Below are 14,814 nucleotides of genomic sequence, written 5' to 3'. Positions count from 1 at the left end.
ACTAGATACTTTAACATGAAAGCACTTTTAGACTTTGTGCCCCTCATAATTTTCTTTTATTTATACAAAACGGTTGATCCTAAAAACACCGATCATCCATTATTACAATTGATCGGCTCAGCAGGTGGTGTAAATAACAACAACATTCTTGTTGCAACTACAGGTCTGATTATTTCAATGCTTGTGGTCTATGGTGCGTTATTCATTTTCCAAAAATTCCGTCTGGATAAACAACAATGGTTTGTTTTGTTCATGACCGTCATTTTTGGTGGAATCACCTTAATGTTGAGTGATGACTTCTATATTCGCCTGAAAGCTGCAATTTTGAATTTAGCCTTTGCTGGCGCGTTCTTACTCTCTCCCTATTTTGGTAAAGAAAAGAAGCCTCTCATTCAAAGATTATTTGGTCCTGTTTTAAACCTGACTGAAAAAGGCTGGAAAAATCTAAACTTTGCATGGGCTGCAATGTTCATTGTCATGTCTTGTTTACATATTTTCTTCGCATTTTTATTTGCAGGTGGAAAATATTGGGGTGAATTTACAGCATTTGGTGACATGATCGTCATGTTTTCCTTTATTATTATCCAGTTTGTTATATTACGAAAACACTTTAAATCTACCGATGAATAAAGTGTTTTAGAAAATCGAGAAATATCATGCCATTATTTGTAATTACGTGTACAGATCAAGCAGGTACAGTAGAAAAACGTCTTGCTGTACGCCCACAACATTTAGCTCGACTCGAGAAGTTAGATGCTGAAGGCCGTGTCATCGTGGCTGGCGCGATGCCGATTGATCGTGAAAATCCACAAGCAGGTTTTTATGGCAGTACTTTAATTCTCGATTTTGACAGCCGTGAAGCTTTGGATGAATGGTTAAAAGACGAACCTTTCTTAAAAGAAGGGATTTATAGTCATATTGATGTTAAACCATTCAATAAAGCATTGCCTAAGGGATAACATAATGCGCGTTGTCGTCCAAAGCTTACTTAGCCTGACTTTAAGTTCTTTTGTACTTTTATCACCTGTTGTATCGGCTGAGCCTACTCAATCTTCAGCGACTCAAGCAACGACGGCAGCGCCTACTCAGGCAGCCCAACCTGTTGCACCGCCAAAACCGAGTATTATTCCTGCTGTAGCAGGCGCAAATTCCAGTACCCAAACACAGGCGCAAGCACAAGAAAATAAACCGTTAACAGCTGAACAAATTAGCAAAGAAAAAGCATCTCAAGATGCCAAAGCTAAAGCTTTGGTTAAAGACCAAGCAACACGTTTACAGCAACTTGAAAAGGCCAATTTAGAAGCCCTTTCACAGAACCAAGAATTACAACTCAAAAATGACAATCTGGGTGTACAAGTTCAAGTTCTACAAAGTGAACAAAGTGCGCAAATGTTCTTATATGGTGCTGCGACCATTGCTGTTGGTGTTTTACTTGGCTTTTTAATCGCAAGCTATATCTATACCAAACGTCGTCGCCAGTGGTAAGCCACTGCTTCGACATTACGCTTAAAAAGTTTCACGCTATAACCTGATACTGCGAAATGTCAGGTTTTTTCATTTTAATTATCAAAAGGTAATCTGCTTTGTCAAATGCCATTCAAACTGCCGATTTAGACTGGCAATGTATTGATGGAATTGAAGTTCCAATTTCCAAACAATTTGGTGATGTCTATTTTTCTAAAGACAACGGGTTACTTGAAACCCGACACGTATTTTTGAATGGTAATGATCTTTCAACACGACTTGCAGATTTAGATGATTTTGAATACTTCTGTGTTGGTGAAACTGGCTTTGGTACAGGATTAAATATTTTGGCATTGTGGCAACTTTGGCACAATGTTCGTCCAGATAATCACAGCCACTTACATGTGATCAGTGTAGAGAAGTTCCCCTTGTCTAAACAGGATTTAACCCGTGCGTTAAAGGTCTGGACTGAACTTCAACAATTTTCTGATCAGTTGATTCAACACTATCCATTGCCCATCGCTGGTTGTCACCGTTTAAGCTTTCCAGAAGCGCGTTTTTCAATTGATCTGTGGTTAGGTGATGCACATGATGTATTTCCAGCAATGGTTAAAGCCCAACAAGTTAACGCATGGTTTTTAGATGGATTTGCACCCTCTTGTAATCCAGACATGTGGGAAGACAAAGTTTTAAACAATATTGTCAGACTGTCAGATTTTGGAACAACTTTTGCCTCATTCAGCGTGGCAGGTGTGCTTAAACGGGGTCTAAAACAACATGGAATCACTATTTCACGTCCGCGTGGTTTTGGTCATAAACGTGAAATGCTAAAAGCCATTTGGAATCCATCTGAGCAAGCAGCCGAAGAAAATCAATCACAGTCAATGGACCTTACAGCGCAAAATATTCAAAAAAAAATACGGAAAACTCAAAATAATTTAAATCAACGCCACATTGCTATCATTGGTGCTGGAATTGCAGGTTTAAGCTGCGCATGGGGATTTGCCCAAAGAGGACATCAAGTTACGATTTACGACCAATCAGCGCCTTTAGCAGGTGCTTCTGGTAACCCTCTGGCCTTATTAAATCCGAAACTATGCCCTATCGAGCAAAGTTCGGAACATTTAATGACCTTGGCTTGGCAACATGCCCTACAGCACTATTCAAAATTTCAGGCTTTTCGTCCTATTGCTGTTCAACAATTAGCACAAAAAAATGCTGAACATTTACTGGATTTAGCAGCGCAATATCCTCAAGATTTACTCAAAACTCAAACAGCCGATGATTTAGAGCTACAAACTACACTTGAGAGTTTACAGCTCACTCAAGCGGGTTCAATCTATCCCCAGCAACTCAAAGACCAAATCATTGAACATCCGCTGATTCAATTTAAACATGCTCACATTCATAGTATTGTTCAATCGAATCATCATCAATTAACCCTACAAGATAGCCAGCACACCGATCTTGGTGATTTTAATCATGTGATTGTCTGTTGTGCCAAGGAAAGCCATGCTTTTTTTGAGCAGTTCCCAATACTCAAACCGATCCGTGGACAAGTCAGTTGGCTCAACAATGTTAAACACCGATTAGATCCGCAATATGCCTACAGTTATGGTGGCTACTGCATGCAGCTTGATGAGCAGCATTTGATTTTAGGTGCTTCTTTTTATCCCAATCGTGATGACACTGAAGTTTTGCTTGAAGACCATGTGCATAACTATGAACTTATCCACAGTGTGTTTCCACAATACGCAGAATCACTCTGCAAAGTTGATGAATGGCACGGGCGTGCTTCTGTACGAGCCCAAAGTCTGGACTATTTTCCATTACTGGGAAAAGTTGAAGCTGAAAAAGAGGTTTATACATTTTCTGGGCTGGGCTCTAAAGGTTTTTTATTTGCGCCCTTGTGTAGTGAAATCTTGATGGCTTTGGTCCTTAATCAAGCTTGCCCAATTCCTCAAAATTTATTGCAAAAATTAAATCCAAACCGCTTTCAAAAGAAAGTAAAAGCCAAAAAACCTTATTTTAAACCGATTCAATCATGATTCTTTTTTATTGATTATCTGTAATAAAAAAGCGCCTTTCGGCGCTTTTTTACGAACCCTGTTCTAATGGGAGACCTGCATCACGTGCTGCACGTGTTCCCCCCATAAGTACAACGTAATCACGAGAATCATCTAAACTCTCTAATTTTTCAGCAGCTCGAGGCGCTTTACTTCCACCACCACATAAAATGTAAATGGACTGATCCGAATTCACTTGAGTCAAGCTCTCAGCACTTAAACCATCTATAGGCTGATTTACAGCCCCTTTTACATGGCCTTCGGCAAAGGCTTTTGCATCACGAACATCCCAGATAACTGCATTTTCTGGGAACTCAAATGTTGTAATTTCTAATTTACGGATCATTGTGCACTCCTTTGATGTAAACAACACTTGGCAAATGAAGAAAACATCCCTAGCATCTCAGATATTCTTTCCATTTGTAAAGGTCTAAACTATGCCATCTTTCGATATTGTTTCAGAATTAGAGATTTTTGAAGTAAATCATGCTGTTCAAAACACACAAAAAGAAATTGCGACACGCTTTGACTTCCGTGGTCAGGACGTTTCAATCGAAATTAATGAAAAAGCCAAAGAAATTAAAATTTCAACTGAAAGTGATTTCCAGTGTGAACAAGTCTATAGCATGCTTGAAAATCATTTCTTTAAACGTAAAATCGATATTCAAGCCCTTGATCCACAAAAAATGACGGCTTCAGGTAAAAATATTGTGCAAGTGATCAAGCTTAAAGATGGACTTGACTCAGATACCGCAAAAAAAATTAATAAAGCCATTAAAGAAAGTGGTGTCAAAGTGCAATCTTCTATCCAAGGTGACAAGATACGTGTAACTGATAAAAAGCGCGATACATTACAGCAAGTTATGGCATTTTTAAAAGAACAACAATTCGGTGTACCTTTACAATTTAATAACTTCAAAGACTAAGGTCTTTAGCAACACTATAGGTTAAGACATGACTCAGACCAACCGTTTATCTAAACTTGTGAAAGCGACTTCTAAATTCCCTAAAGGCATTCGTAGTACGCTCTGGAGTAAGGCGTTTGGTCGAGTTGTGCCTATGGTGGGCACAGCCAATATTAAGTACCTAGAAGTCAGTCATTCAAAAGTTGTGGTGGAAATTAAAAACCACCGTGCTATGCAAAACCATATTGGACAATTACACGCTGTTGCAATGGCGCTGATTGCTGAAACAGCAACAGGCTTTGTCACAGGTATGAATGTTCCTGATAGTTCAATTGTATTGATCAAAAGCATGCATATTGAATATAAACGACCGTCTAAAGGTGATATGACAGCAACAGCGACATTGAGCAAAGAACAAATTTTAGAAATGCAAAGCTCTGAAAAAGGTGAAACACTGGTTCCAGTCACCATTATAGATGAGTCTGCAAAAGAGCCTGTCGAATGCCAAATGGTGTGGGCTTGGGTGTCAAAAGAACGCCTAAAAAAGAAATAAATACAAATCTGCAAATGTAAATAAAACTTACTGTTTAGTTAGTATAAAATTTACCAAAGTACAAATAATGAGTGACGATTATTCACTATATTCATGCTTACTTACTCATCAAGATGGTGTTATTTCCACCACCATCTTGAACTATTGAGACTTGAACTATAGAGGATAACCATGCGATCAGCTACGCCAAGAAAAATTATTGCACTCAGCCTCATTCTAAGCCCTATTTTGTTTCTCACTGCATGTGCCCAAACTCCAAGTCACGTTGCTACTGCTGCAACGGGCAACACATTAGCAATGAATTCACCCCCCCAACAAGCGCAACAAAATAAAACCATTGTGACTGATTTTTATGAAGGTGTATTTCAAAAGCATCAAGTTAAAGCATATGCAGATCGTTATATTGGTGACCAATATATTCAACACAATCCGCGTGTTCCAGATGGTAAAGCGCCCTTTGTAAATCACTTTACCCAGTATTTCCAAAAAAATCCTGAAGCAAAAAGTGTAATCAAACGTGCTGTCGCAGAAGGAAATTTAGTATTTTTACACGTTCATTCAGCTCAAAATCCACAAGATCTTGGTGTTGCAATTGTCGATATCTTTAGAGTCGAAAATGGAAAAATTGTTGAACACTGGGATGTACAACAAGCTGTTCCAGAATCAAGCGCCAACAGCAATACCATGTTTTAACACAATATTTAAATCAAACGATCTAAGCGCCTATTCCATAAAAAAATCCCAAACAATGTTGGGATTTTTTGATCTTGAGCATTTAAGCACTTTGCGAAGCTAAATACTTCTGCTTTACATCTTCAGGAATTTGGCGTTTATTTCCCGCAACATCTACAGCAACAAAAGTAAATACACCTGCAGTCACACGTTTGGCAGCACGAGAACTGTCATGACTATCCCAAACTTCAATCTGCATTTGGATCGATGTATTACCGACCTTTAAAAGCTTGGTATAACAACTGATCACATCCCCCACTTTTACGGGAACAAGAAAAGTCATCTGATTAATCGAAATCGTTGCACAACGCCCTTTACTAAAGCGTTCTGCATGAATTGCACCAGCCAAATCCATTTGTGAAACAATCCAACCACCAAAAACATCACCACTCCAGTTTGTATCTGCTGGCATTGCGATGGTTTGTAAAGACAGTGTACCTTCAGGTTTTACATGAGAATCTGACACAATAACTCCGAGCCCGTGAATTACTTATGGGCATTCAATTGTTGATCTAACCATTCTTGTAATTGGTTAGCACGTAACGCACCACTTATTCTAGCAACTTCCGTGGTTTTATTCATTAAAACCAAGGTTGGAATACTGCGAATATTAAATGCACTACTTAACCGTGGATTCGCTTCAGTATCAATTTTAGCAAAAACCACATGAGGGTTATTTTTTGCAACTTCAGCAAAATGCGGTGCCATCATTTTACAAGGACCACACCACTCTGCCCATAAATCAATCATAATTGGCAAATCACTATGGCTGACAAAGTTACTGAAATTTTGTTCATTTAACTCAATAGGAGCAAGTGTAATCAAATTTTGATGACATTGACCACAAGTGGGTTGAGCATTTAATTTATCTTCGGGAACTCGGTTTTTTGCGCCACATGATGGACATACAATAATCATCTAGCTCACTCCAATATGTTGATGTAAAAACTCTAATTGGGTCAAAATTGATTTTTCCAACCATTTCCCATGATAAATATCAAAATGTGCCATATCCCATTCATGATATTGTACAAAAGGTGCAATATTTGTCGCCGTTTCCCGACTAGATTCAATCGGGATAAAACTGTCTTTTTTAGCTGCAATAAATAGCACAGGAATATTAATACTTCTGACAGTCTGAATTGGTCTAAAACGAATTAAATTAAAAAATACCCGTGCTGGAACTTCCCCACTCCAAAAATAGTCTGGATTTACAATCGACATATAGCCGTTATAACTATCTTTGGTTGGAATAAAGCATAAATCAAAGGGGTGCACCACAGGTAAGGTTCGTGGAAGCATGCCAACTTTTGCCCCCATATAATCTTGACTGGATATTTTTAATGCCTTGGGTAACTGTTGAATTGGAAATAATTTTGCAGTTTCTGCCCCATCCACATAAGGCACTTGCACCATAATGGCTTGAACACTTTTTAGCTCACTTGCAAGGTTTAGTACATAGCCGCCACTCAAAGAGGTCCCCCAAAGCACTATTTTTTTTGGATTAATTTTCTTTTGTGTTGCAACATAACTGACCACAGTTTTCCAGTCATCCAATTGATTTTGCAATGAAATCAGTTCACGAGGAAAGCCTGTACTTCCTCCCCAAAAACGATAATCAAACAGTACAACCGCATAGCCTGCCTGTGCAATTTTTTGCGCATAGCTCACCAACTTAAATTGTCTTAAACATGCAAATCCATGAGCCATAATAATAACAGCAGGTTTTTTTAAATTTTTAGGTCGATAAAAATCCGCCGCTATGACTTCTTGTCCAATGGGAATATATAGTGGTTCAACTGTATATGCGTACATACACACTCCATTGCGTTATCTTTTATAGATATTTCTTTTATAAATCTTTTATCGTTCAAACTCAGTTCTGAGCTTAATGCTATTATATATAGCATATTGGATTTTAAATCATATAGGAGTGACGAAATGAGTGAAAATGTTGGTTTTGCTGGTCAAATTGGTCCAGAACATATTGCTCAAGTGGCAGAAAAAGGCTTTAAGTCTGTAATGAATAATCGTCCTGATTTGGAAGGCGGAACGGAACAGCCTACAAGTGCTCAAATTGAAGAAGCTGCACGTGCTGCAGGTTTGGACTATGTATTTCTACCTGTCGTTGCTGGTCAAATCACAGAAGTTGATGTCAGAACCTTTGCCAACCGCTTTAACGAGCTTCCAAAACCAGTACTCATGTTTTGTCGTACAGGTAACCGTTCAAATAACCTCTATCAAATTGCAAAACAAATGGATTTATTAGACGACGAATAAATTCTCATGAATATAGAAGGCATTCTATTGAATGTCTTTTGGTTCACCTTAAATAGAAAAGCTTAAGTTTTTACAGCAATTCGAATAGATTGCGCTTTTAAAATTTTGCAACAATTTAAACAGATCTGTTTAGTGAATCAAACAGGTATTGTACCTATGCTTAAATGGTTATATGACAAACTAAGCAATTTCACGATATGATCTTTGGCATCGTTTCGTCTTTTCTATAATTTAAAAATAAAGGGATCTTCACATGCAACAGGCTCTATTTGGTGGTGGCTGCTTTTGGTGTACCGAAGCCGTATTTTTACAACTCAAAGGTGTCAATCACGTAGTCAGTGGTTATGCTGGCGGGCATACTCCCAATCCAACTTATGAAGCAATTTGTAATGGGGATACCAATCATGCTGAAGTGATTTTGATTGAATTTGATGAACAGCAAATCAATTATCAACAATTACTCACGGTTTTTTTTGCAATTCATGATCCAACTACATTAAACCGCCAAGGTAATGATATTGGAACACAATATCGTTCAGTGATTTATTACTTCAATGAACAGCAAAAACTTGAATCTGAACAATTTATTGAGCAGCTCAAAGCAGATGGCTTAAATATTGTGACTGAACTCAGTCCAGCACCTACCTTCCATCCTGCCGAAGAATATCATCAAAACTTCTTTGCCCGTAATCCTGCGCAAGGTTATTGTAATTTTGCCATTCCGCCAAAATTACTCAAACTCCATAGCCAATTTCAAGATCTTTTAAAAGACTAAGATCACTGAAAATACTTCACTTTATACAACAAAAGTGAACTAACCCAATAGCCAAAATATCAACATAAAAAAAACCTCCTTAAAAGGAGGTTTTCAAATATTTGTAATTGTTTAAATTAATTATCACTCATAAATGCAAGATCATTTAATCCTGCTTCACTTGCACGAGACATCACTTGTGCAACGGTATCATAGCGAGATTCTTTATCCGCTCTCAACTGTACAGCTGGTTTTACTGGCTTTTGACCTTCTTCATCAAATCGTTTAGCCAATTCATCTAAAGTGATGACTTTATCATTCCAAGCCACATCGCCATTCTGATTGATACTGATGGTAATTGCTTCAGGTGGAGGCGCGATTACTTCAGCAGTGGTCTTTGGTAAAGTTAATGGTATCGATGGGTTAGCAACGGTGGCTGTCACCAAGAAGATGATCATCAATACCAACATAATATCGATCAGCGGAATGAGGTTCATCTCATTCATGCCAGAATCGTTGTCTTCTCCCAATTGAAAAGCCATTAAGCTTGACCTCCAACTAAACCTTTATTGGTAGATTCAGATTCAACTTTTTGCGTTGAAGAATCTTGTTGTAACATCGTATCAATTAACAAACCATGTGCTTGATCTTGCAACTCATTTGACAATGTACGGTTAAAACGTACGCAAATGTTATATGCCAATACCGCTGGAATCGCAACAGCAAGACCTAGACCGGTCATGATCAATGCCTCACCAACTGGCGTTGCAACTTGAGCTAAACCTGCTTGACCACTTTTACCTACAGCAACAAGTGCATGGAAGATTCCCCATACTGTACCAAATAAACCAACAAATGGTGCAAGTGAAGCAATCGTTCCTAAAACTGAAACACCTTTTTCAGCATTGGCCTTTTCTGCTGAGATTTGACGTAGTAACGCTTGTTCTGCAACCGCTTTACGTTGATCAAAGCTTAATGGCGCAAGCTTGGCTTTTAATGCTTTTAAAGCCTGAGCAAGGTGATCCTGAGCAACCTGCTTGAGTTGACGCGTGCCTAGAATACGCAAAATGAACACAGTCCACGTTGCAATAGACATTGCCAATAACACGAAATACAGTGTCTTACTGACCGCATCAGCATGTTGCCAATAAACTGAAAAGTTCATATGCACATTTCCTAATTCTTAAAAAAATTATTTACTTTTTAGAGACCGACAATGCAAAATCTTGCCTAATTTTAAATGGTACACCCGCACCATTTTCTCTATAAGCTTTAAATTTTGCAGATTGAGTCTGCTTAACAACATAACTATCTAAACTTGAATTACCGCTAGATTGAAGAATACGGACATTGGTAATATTTCCGCCCGCATCCGCAGTAATTTCTAGATTCACAACCTTTGTTCCATCTTCTGGAGACATCAGTTTAAGTAATTGCTCTTTTGCGATACGTGGACTACGACTCCAAGACACCTGACCTTCGTTTACATTACGCGGCGTGTTTCTTTGCTCTTGATCACGACGTTGACGATCGCGCTCATCTTGCTCACGTTTTTGACGATCACGTTCATCTTGTTCACGTTTCTGCTGTTCCGCACGCTTCTGATCATCTTGACGTTTTTGCTCATCTTGACGTGCCTTATCCTGCTTCTGTTGCTCTTCTAAACGCTTTTGTTCTTCAAGCTTTCTTGCCCGATCATCATTTTCTACAGGTTTTTTCTGCTCAATGATTTTTGGCTTAACCACAGGTTTAGGCTCAACTTTCTTCTCTATAGGTTTCGGTTGAACTTTAGGTTTGATGGGTTCAGATGGAGGAGGTGGCGGCGGTGGAACATCTTCTTTTAACTTTAAAAATTTGATTTTTAAAGGTTCTTTCTTTATTTGAGGCAGTTCAAATGGTTTCATATGACTTACCCCCCACAACACACCTACGTGCCCGACAACAACTGCTAACACTGCAGCAAGGACTTTTTTCTTCATCGGTGGTGGCGTTTGAAGTGGTGCAATGGAAGACTGACTCATAAGAATCTAAATACCTAAAATTGAGCAAACTACAAAAAATTATTCAGTTTGTAGATTAAGCTCATCGGATAGAACAATTAAAGTGCAACAATGATAAATGAGAAGTGTTTTCATTTGCAACTGGTTTTTCAATGTTTTTAATCGATTTTACAAATTAAAAATAAAAAAAGGATGCATAAAGCATCCTTTTTTACTACTCATATTAAATGAATATTCACATGTTATTGAAAAACAACAGTCTTATTACCATCGACAATAATACGGTCTTCTAGATGCCATTTGACCGCTCTAGCAAGTACGTTACGTTCAACATCTTGGCCTAATTCACGCAGTTGATCCACAGTAAAATCGTGGTTTACTCGTTCTACATCTTGCTCAATGATTGGGCCTTGATCCAGATCAGCCGTCACATAATGCGCTGTTGCCCCAATCAATTTAACGCCTTTTTCATAAGCCTGTTTATATGGATTTGCCCCCACAAAAGCAGGTAAAAATGAGTGATGAATATTGATCACTTTCATTTCCCACTTTTGTACAAACTCTTCATCGAGAATTTGCATATAACGCGCGAGAACCAATAAATCATTCCCTTGCATTAACTCATCGATCTTTGTATAGGCTTCACGTTTATTTTCTTTGTTGACAGGAACCACATAGAAAGGAATACCAAAGTTTTCTACAGACTCACGTAAGTCTTCATGGTTTGAAACCACCTGGGTAATTTCACAAGGTAAGCCACCACGCGAATGACGCCATAACAACTCAAGCAAAGCATGGTCAACTTTAGACACCAAAATACCGACTTTTTTAATGTCGCTCACTAAAGCCAAACGCCAATGCATACTATAACGTTCAGCCACATTGGTTGCGAAAGTTTGAATGAGACTCTCACGACGGGATTGCAAATGATCAAGTTCAAACTCAACACGCATAAAATAACGCCCGCCCTGAGCTTCAGTTGCGTATTGATCAAGCGCAGTAATGTTCGCGCCCTGATGATACAAAAAGCTCGATACAGCTTGCACGATTCCTGGCTTGTCTTCACAAGTAATCAGTAGACGTGCTGTGTTGGCAGTAGTCATGTTCATGTTGATGGATATCACTTATAAGTTAATTTAAAAAACAGCCGAATATTTTAACGCTTTTTCATCAGCTTTCAATCTTGATTCAGCATCAATCGCGTTTTACCGCAGATAAACTGGCAAATAATTCCGAAGAACCGAAGCTTTCTAGCAAACGTTCATAGGTTTCACGACTTTCACCACGTAAATAAGGACCTTCTAAAAACACCATCTGGCGCAATGCTTGCCAAATCCATTTTTCATCTAAATGGTTGGAATCACTTAAATGCCCAGACATATATAGGAAGTTGGTCCAGTTGGTCAGGACAATCCAAATATTGATGATGAGTGCTTCAATTTCAGAAGGTGTCATCTGCATCAGCCCTGCTTCAACAAAGGCATGATAAATTTTTTGCCCTTGTTGCATCACCTTGCCAGCAAAGCGAGGATAAATTTTTCTAAAGTCGTCATTATTTTCAATTAAATGATAAACATCACGATGTAGAAAGCGATATTCCCATAGCTGACTGCTTAAAACTTGGAAATAACGGATTTTATCATTCGCATTGACTCCACGGTCATCGGGTAATGACAGCATATCTAAAGTTTCTTTTTGGTATTGTTCCATCAATTCTTTGATGATTTCTTGTTTGTTTCGAAAATGATAATACAAATTTCCAGGACTGATCCCAAGCTCTGCTGCAATATGATTCGTTGTAACTGCACGTTCGCCGCGCTCATTAAAAAGTTGCAGACTAATCTGCAAAATTCGGTCTTTCGTTTTCAAAGTTTTGGAGCTCGACATCCTATTACCATTTTTAACCGTTAGCACAAGCTAACATAAAGTGACTTGACTATTTAGAGTATTTACTCTAAAAATTATATTATATTAACCTATTCGTAAATGGTGTTTGTCATGAACAGTCATACAAAAACAAATTCAATGACTTCTTACTCACCTGAAGTTCAACGTATGCATGACATTCTTGAACAACAGAAAGTCGCTTATCAACGCTACCCTGTTCCTACAGCAAAGGAACGTATTGAACGTTTAGCTCGCTTAAAGAAAGTTCTGGTAAAATACCAAGATCAATTTGCAGAAGCAATCAATCAAGACTACGGCAATCGTTCAATCAGCGAAACTAAAATTGGTGAACTACTCACATGTTTAGAACAAATTAAATATTATAGCAAGCATTTAACAGCATGGATGAAACCATCTAAGCGCCATGTGTCTATCTTACACCAACCAGCCAAAGCTTGGGTGCAATATCAGCCTTTAGGTGTGATTGGAATTATTGCACCATGGAACTATCCATTGTTGCTTTCTGTTGGCCCACTGATTTGTGCACTGGCTGCTGGAAATCACGCAATACTCAAAATTTCAAGTTCATCTTCTAATTTTGGCTTCGTACTTGAAAATGCACTCTCAGAAGCATTTCCACAAGAATTGGTTGCCGTGGTCAATGGCGGTGGTCAAATTTCCGATGCATTTTCGCATTTAGCATTCGATAAAATCATTTTTACTGGCTCTACCAATGTCGGTAAAACCGTGATGTCTGCTGCTGCCGAAAATCTAGTGCCTGTTATTCTTGAGCTTGGTGGTAAATCACCTGTAATCGTACATCCTTCAAGCGATCTCAATCTGGTCGCTGAACGTATTGCTTTTGGTAAATTGTGGAACTCTGGTCAAACCTGTGTAGCACCAGACTATATGTTCCTACCTAGAGGAAAAACTGCCGAGTTTATTGAAAGCTTTAAACAAGCTGCAACAACTATGTACCCGACGATTCGTGATAATCAAGATTACACCAGCATTATCAACGATAAGCAGTACAATCGTGTTCAAGGTTATTTAGAGGATGCACGTCAACAAGGCGCTGAGTTGATTGAAATCAATCCTCAAAATGAAGAATTAGCGAGTGTACGTAAAATTGCCCCAACATTCTTAACAGGTGTTCTACCGACAATGGACATTATGAAGAATGAAATCTTTGGTCCAGTGCTTCCAATTATGGAATATGATCAAATTGACGATGTAATTGACTTTATTAATGGCAGACCGCGTCCACTTGCTTTATACTATTTCGACTTTGACAATGCCCGCGCAGAATACGTTTCTCAACGTACCCATTCTGGGCATTTCGGTCAAAATGCCGTAGTTACCCATGTTGCACAAGACGATTTACCATTTGGTGGCGTTGGTGCATCTGGCATGGGCAAATATCATGGCCCAGAAGGTTTCTTTGGTTTATCACATGAGCGTTCAGTAATGTCTATTCCTAAGCTATTTAGCTTAAAATTCATATTAGCGCCTTATGACAAAGCCCTAAATAAGATTTTAGAGAAAACTTTCTTACGCTAACTGATCAAGGCATGATCTATCAAATTAGATCATGTTGCGTTTTGACGAATTCCGCTTGTCTTTTAAGCGGAATTTTGGTATAAAACGCCCCTTGAATGAATTCAATCCGTTTTATTTTGACTGGCCATACAGATTTGCTGTTGGCTAAATCAATGGAGTTACACCATGTCTAAGGTTTGCCAAGTTACCGGCAAGCGTCCAGTCGTTGGTAACAACGTCTCACACGCCAACAACAAAACTAAACGCCGGTTCGAGCCGAACCTGCATCACCACCGTTTCTGGTTAGAAAGCGAAAAACGTTTTGTACGTCTTCGTCTAACCACTAAAGGTATGCGTATTATCGACAAATTGGGCATTGAAAAGGTTGTTGCTGACCTTCGTGCTCAAGGTCAAAAGATCTAAGGAGTCTGAACCATGCGTGATAAAATTCGCTTAGTTTCTACTGCTGGTACAGGTTATTTCTATACCACTACTAAGAACAAACGTACTATGCCGGAAAAAATGGAAATCAAAAAATTTGATCCAAAAATCCGTCAACACGTAATCTTCAAAGAAGCTAAAATTAAATAATTTTAGTTTTCTTAAAAAATACGATCCATTTGGGTCGTTTTTT

At 38.6% G+C, this 14,814-nt stretch carries 21 protein-coding genes; 12 read left to right on the top strand and 9 right to left on the bottom strand.

All coding sequences use genetic code 11. The features are described from left to right. The first annotated feature begins 15 nt into the window (after nucleotides 1-15). The 4 genes from MTO68_RS02560 (at nucleotide 16) to mnmC (ending at nucleotide 3,512) form a co-directional block, all read left to right on the top strand. Nucleotides 16-630 carry an inner membrane-spanning protein YciB gene (locus MTO68_RS02560; RefSeq protein WP_004717972.1) on the top strand — a complete coding sequence of 205 codons (615 nt, stop codon included), beginning with the start codon at nucleotides 16-18 and terminating at the stop codon, nucleotides 628-630. A 26-nt stretch (nucleotides 631-656) separates the two neighbouring features. Further along, a complete protein-coding gene (locus MTO68_RS02555) occupies nucleotides 657-959 on the top strand; it encodes a YciI family protein (protein WP_004717974.1) in 303 nt (100 codons plus the stop codon). Nucleotides 960-963: 4 nt separating this feature from the next. Then, nucleotides 964-1,485, top strand: coding sequence for a hypothetical protein (locus MTO68_RS02550; protein WP_004717976.1), 522 nt, complete (start codon nucleotides 964-966; stop codon nucleotides 1,483-1,485). A 98-nt stretch (nucleotides 1,486-1,583) separates the two neighbouring features. Next, complete coding sequence (gene mnmC / locus MTO68_RS02545) at nucleotides 1,584-3,512, top strand: FAD-dependent 5-carboxymethylaminomethyl-2-thiouridine(34) oxidoreductase MnmC (protein ID WP_244014898.1); 1,929 nt, start codon at nucleotides 1,584-1,586, stop codon at nucleotides 3,510-3,512. Nucleotides 3,513-3,561: 49 nt separating this feature from the next. On the opposite strand, the gene MTO68_RS02540 is transcribed toward mnmC, so the two are convergent. After that, entirely contained in the window at nucleotides 3,562-3,876 is a 315-nt protein-coding gene (locus MTO68_RS02540) for a rhodanese-like domain-containing protein (protein WP_004717980.1), read from the bottom strand. A 91-nt stretch (nucleotides 3,877-3,967) separates the two neighbouring features. Here MTO68_RS02540 and MTO68_RS02535 point away from each other — a divergent pair, with 91 nt between their 5' ends. The 3 genes from MTO68_RS02535 to MTO68_RS02525 all read left to right on the top strand — a co-directional run bounded on the left by MTO68_RS02535 (nucleotide 3,968) and on the right by MTO68_RS02525 (nucleotide 5,681). Next, a complete protein-coding gene (locus MTO68_RS02535; RefSeq protein ID WP_004717983.1) occupies nucleotides 3,968-4,456 on the top strand; it encodes a YajQ family cyclic di-GMP-binding protein in 489 nt (162 codons plus the stop codon). 28 nt (nucleotides 4,457-4,484) lie between these two features. Continuing rightward, complete coding sequence (locus MTO68_RS02530) at nucleotides 4,485-4,988, top strand: DUF4442 domain-containing protein (RefSeq protein WP_244014896.1); 504 nt, start codon at nucleotides 4,485-4,487, stop codon at nucleotides 4,986-4,988. 171 nt (nucleotides 4,989-5,159) lie between these two features. Continuing rightward, on the top strand, nucleotides 5,160-5,681 hold the full coding sequence (locus MTO68_RS02525) for an ester cyclase (RefSeq protein ID WP_244014894.1): 522 nt from the start codon (nucleotides 5,160-5,162) through the stop codon (nucleotides 5,679-5,681). An 82-nt stretch (nucleotides 5,682-5,763) separates the two neighbouring features. On the opposite strand, the gene MTO68_RS02520 is transcribed toward MTO68_RS02525, so the two are convergent. From MTO68_RS02520 to MTO68_RS02510, 3 genes are read right to left on the bottom strand one after another with little or no spacing between them, the layout of a single operon-like run. Then, nucleotides 5,764-6,186, bottom strand: a complete 423-nt coding sequence (locus MTO68_RS02520) for an acyl-CoA thioesterase (protein ID WP_004717987.1) — start codon at nucleotides 6,184-6,186, stop codon at nucleotides 5,764-5,766. 20 nt (nucleotides 6,187-6,206) lie between these two features. Further along, nucleotides 6,207-6,638 (bottom strand): thioredoxin TrxC, encoded by a 432-nt coding sequence (trxC, locus tag MTO68_RS02515; protein WP_004818833.1) that lies wholly within the window; start codon nucleotides 6,636-6,638, stop codon nucleotides 6,207-6,209. Then, complete coding sequence (locus MTO68_RS02510; RefSeq protein WP_004818832.1) at nucleotides 6,639-7,535, bottom strand: alpha/beta hydrolase; 897 nt, start codon at nucleotides 7,533-7,535, stop codon at nucleotides 6,639-6,641. It lies immediately after the preceding gene. A gap of 126 nt (nucleotides 7,536-7,661) precedes the next feature. On the opposite strand from MTO68_RS02510, the gene MTO68_RS02505 reads away from it, so the two are divergent. Together MTO68_RS02505 and msrA are read left to right on the top strand one after the other, a co-directional pair. Continuing rightward, nucleotides 7,662-8,000: a TIGR01244 family sulfur transferase gene (locus MTO68_RS02505; RefSeq protein ID WP_004818831.1), complete on the top strand. Its 339-nt coding sequence runs from the start codon at nucleotides 7,662-7,664 to the stop codon at nucleotides 7,998-8,000. A gap of 253 nt (nucleotides 8,001-8,253) precedes the next feature. Beyond that, nucleotides 8,254-8,775, top strand: a complete 522-nt coding sequence (gene msrA / locus MTO68_RS02500; RefSeq protein WP_004818830.1) for a peptide-methionine (S)-S-oxide reductase MsrA — start codon at nucleotides 8,254-8,256, stop codon at nucleotides 8,773-8,775. Nucleotides 8,776-8,891: 116 nt separating this feature from the next. Here msrA and MTO68_RS02495 read toward each other — a convergent pair whose 3' ends face one another. The 5 genes from MTO68_RS02495 to MTO68_RS02475 form a co-directional block, all read right to left on the bottom strand. Then, on the bottom strand, nucleotides 8,892-9,296 hold the full coding sequence (locus tag MTO68_RS02495) for a biopolymer transporter ExbD (RefSeq protein ID WP_004717995.1): 405 nt from the start codon (nucleotides 9,294-9,296) through the stop codon (nucleotides 8,892-8,894). Beyond that, on the bottom strand, nucleotides 9,296-9,919 hold the full coding sequence (locus MTO68_RS02490) for a MotA/TolQ/ExbB proton channel family protein (RefSeq protein ID WP_004818829.1): 624 nt from the start codon (nucleotides 9,917-9,919) through the stop codon (nucleotides 9,296-9,298). The genes MTO68_RS02495 and MTO68_RS02490 overlap by 1 nt, the downstream gene beginning before the upstream one ends. A gap of 31 nt (nucleotides 9,920-9,950) precedes the next feature. Beyond that, nucleotides 9,951-10,775 carry an energy transducer TonB gene (locus MTO68_RS02485; protein ID WP_004818828.1) on the bottom strand — a complete coding sequence of 275 codons (825 nt, stop codon included), beginning with the start codon at nucleotides 10,773-10,775 and terminating at the stop codon, nucleotides 9,951-9,953. A 221-nt stretch (nucleotides 10,776-10,996) separates the two neighbouring features. After that, complete coding sequence (gene purU, locus MTO68_RS02480; RefSeq protein ID WP_016539263.1) at nucleotides 10,997-11,863, bottom strand: formyltetrahydrofolate deformylase; 867 nt, start codon at nucleotides 11,861-11,863, stop codon at nucleotides 10,997-10,999. A gap of 85 nt (nucleotides 11,864-11,948) precedes the next feature. Then, nucleotides 11,949-12,641 (bottom strand): TetR/AcrR family transcriptional regulator, encoded by a 693-nt coding sequence (locus MTO68_RS02475; RefSeq protein WP_034611676.1) that lies wholly within the window; start codon nucleotides 12,639-12,641, stop codon nucleotides 11,949-11,951. Nucleotides 12,642-12,752: 111 nt separating this feature from the next. Here MTO68_RS02475 and MTO68_RS02470 point away from each other — a divergent pair, with 111 nt between their 5' ends. The 3 genes from MTO68_RS02470 (at nucleotide 12,753) to rpmG (ending at nucleotide 14,771) form a co-directional block, all read left to right on the top strand. Beyond that, a complete protein-coding gene (locus MTO68_RS02470; RefSeq protein WP_016539261.1) occupies nucleotides 12,753-14,201 on the top strand; it encodes a coniferyl aldehyde dehydrogenase in 1,449 nt (482 codons plus the stop codon). A gap of 165 nt (nucleotides 14,202-14,366) precedes the next feature. Beyond that, nucleotides 14,367-14,603: a 50S ribosomal protein L28 gene (rpmB, locus tag MTO68_RS02465; protein WP_000048256.1), complete on the top strand. Its 237-nt coding sequence runs from the start codon at nucleotides 14,367-14,369 to the stop codon at nucleotides 14,601-14,603. Nucleotides 14,604-14,615: 12 nt separating this feature from the next. Continuing rightward, nucleotides 14,616-14,771, top strand: coding sequence for a 50S ribosomal protein L33 (rpmG, locus tag MTO68_RS02460; protein WP_003654787.1), 156 nt, complete (start codon nucleotides 14,616-14,618; stop codon nucleotides 14,769-14,771). Nucleotides 14,772-14,814: the final 43 nt, after the last annotated feature.

The sequence above is a fragment of the Acinetobacter sp. NyZ410 genome (genome assembly GCF_022828975.1).
Taxonomy (GTDB): domain Bacteria; phylum Pseudomonadota; class Gammaproteobacteria; order Pseudomonadales; family Moraxellaceae; genus Acinetobacter; species Acinetobacter guillouiae.
This window is presented reverse-complemented; position numbering and strand designations above follow the sequence as displayed.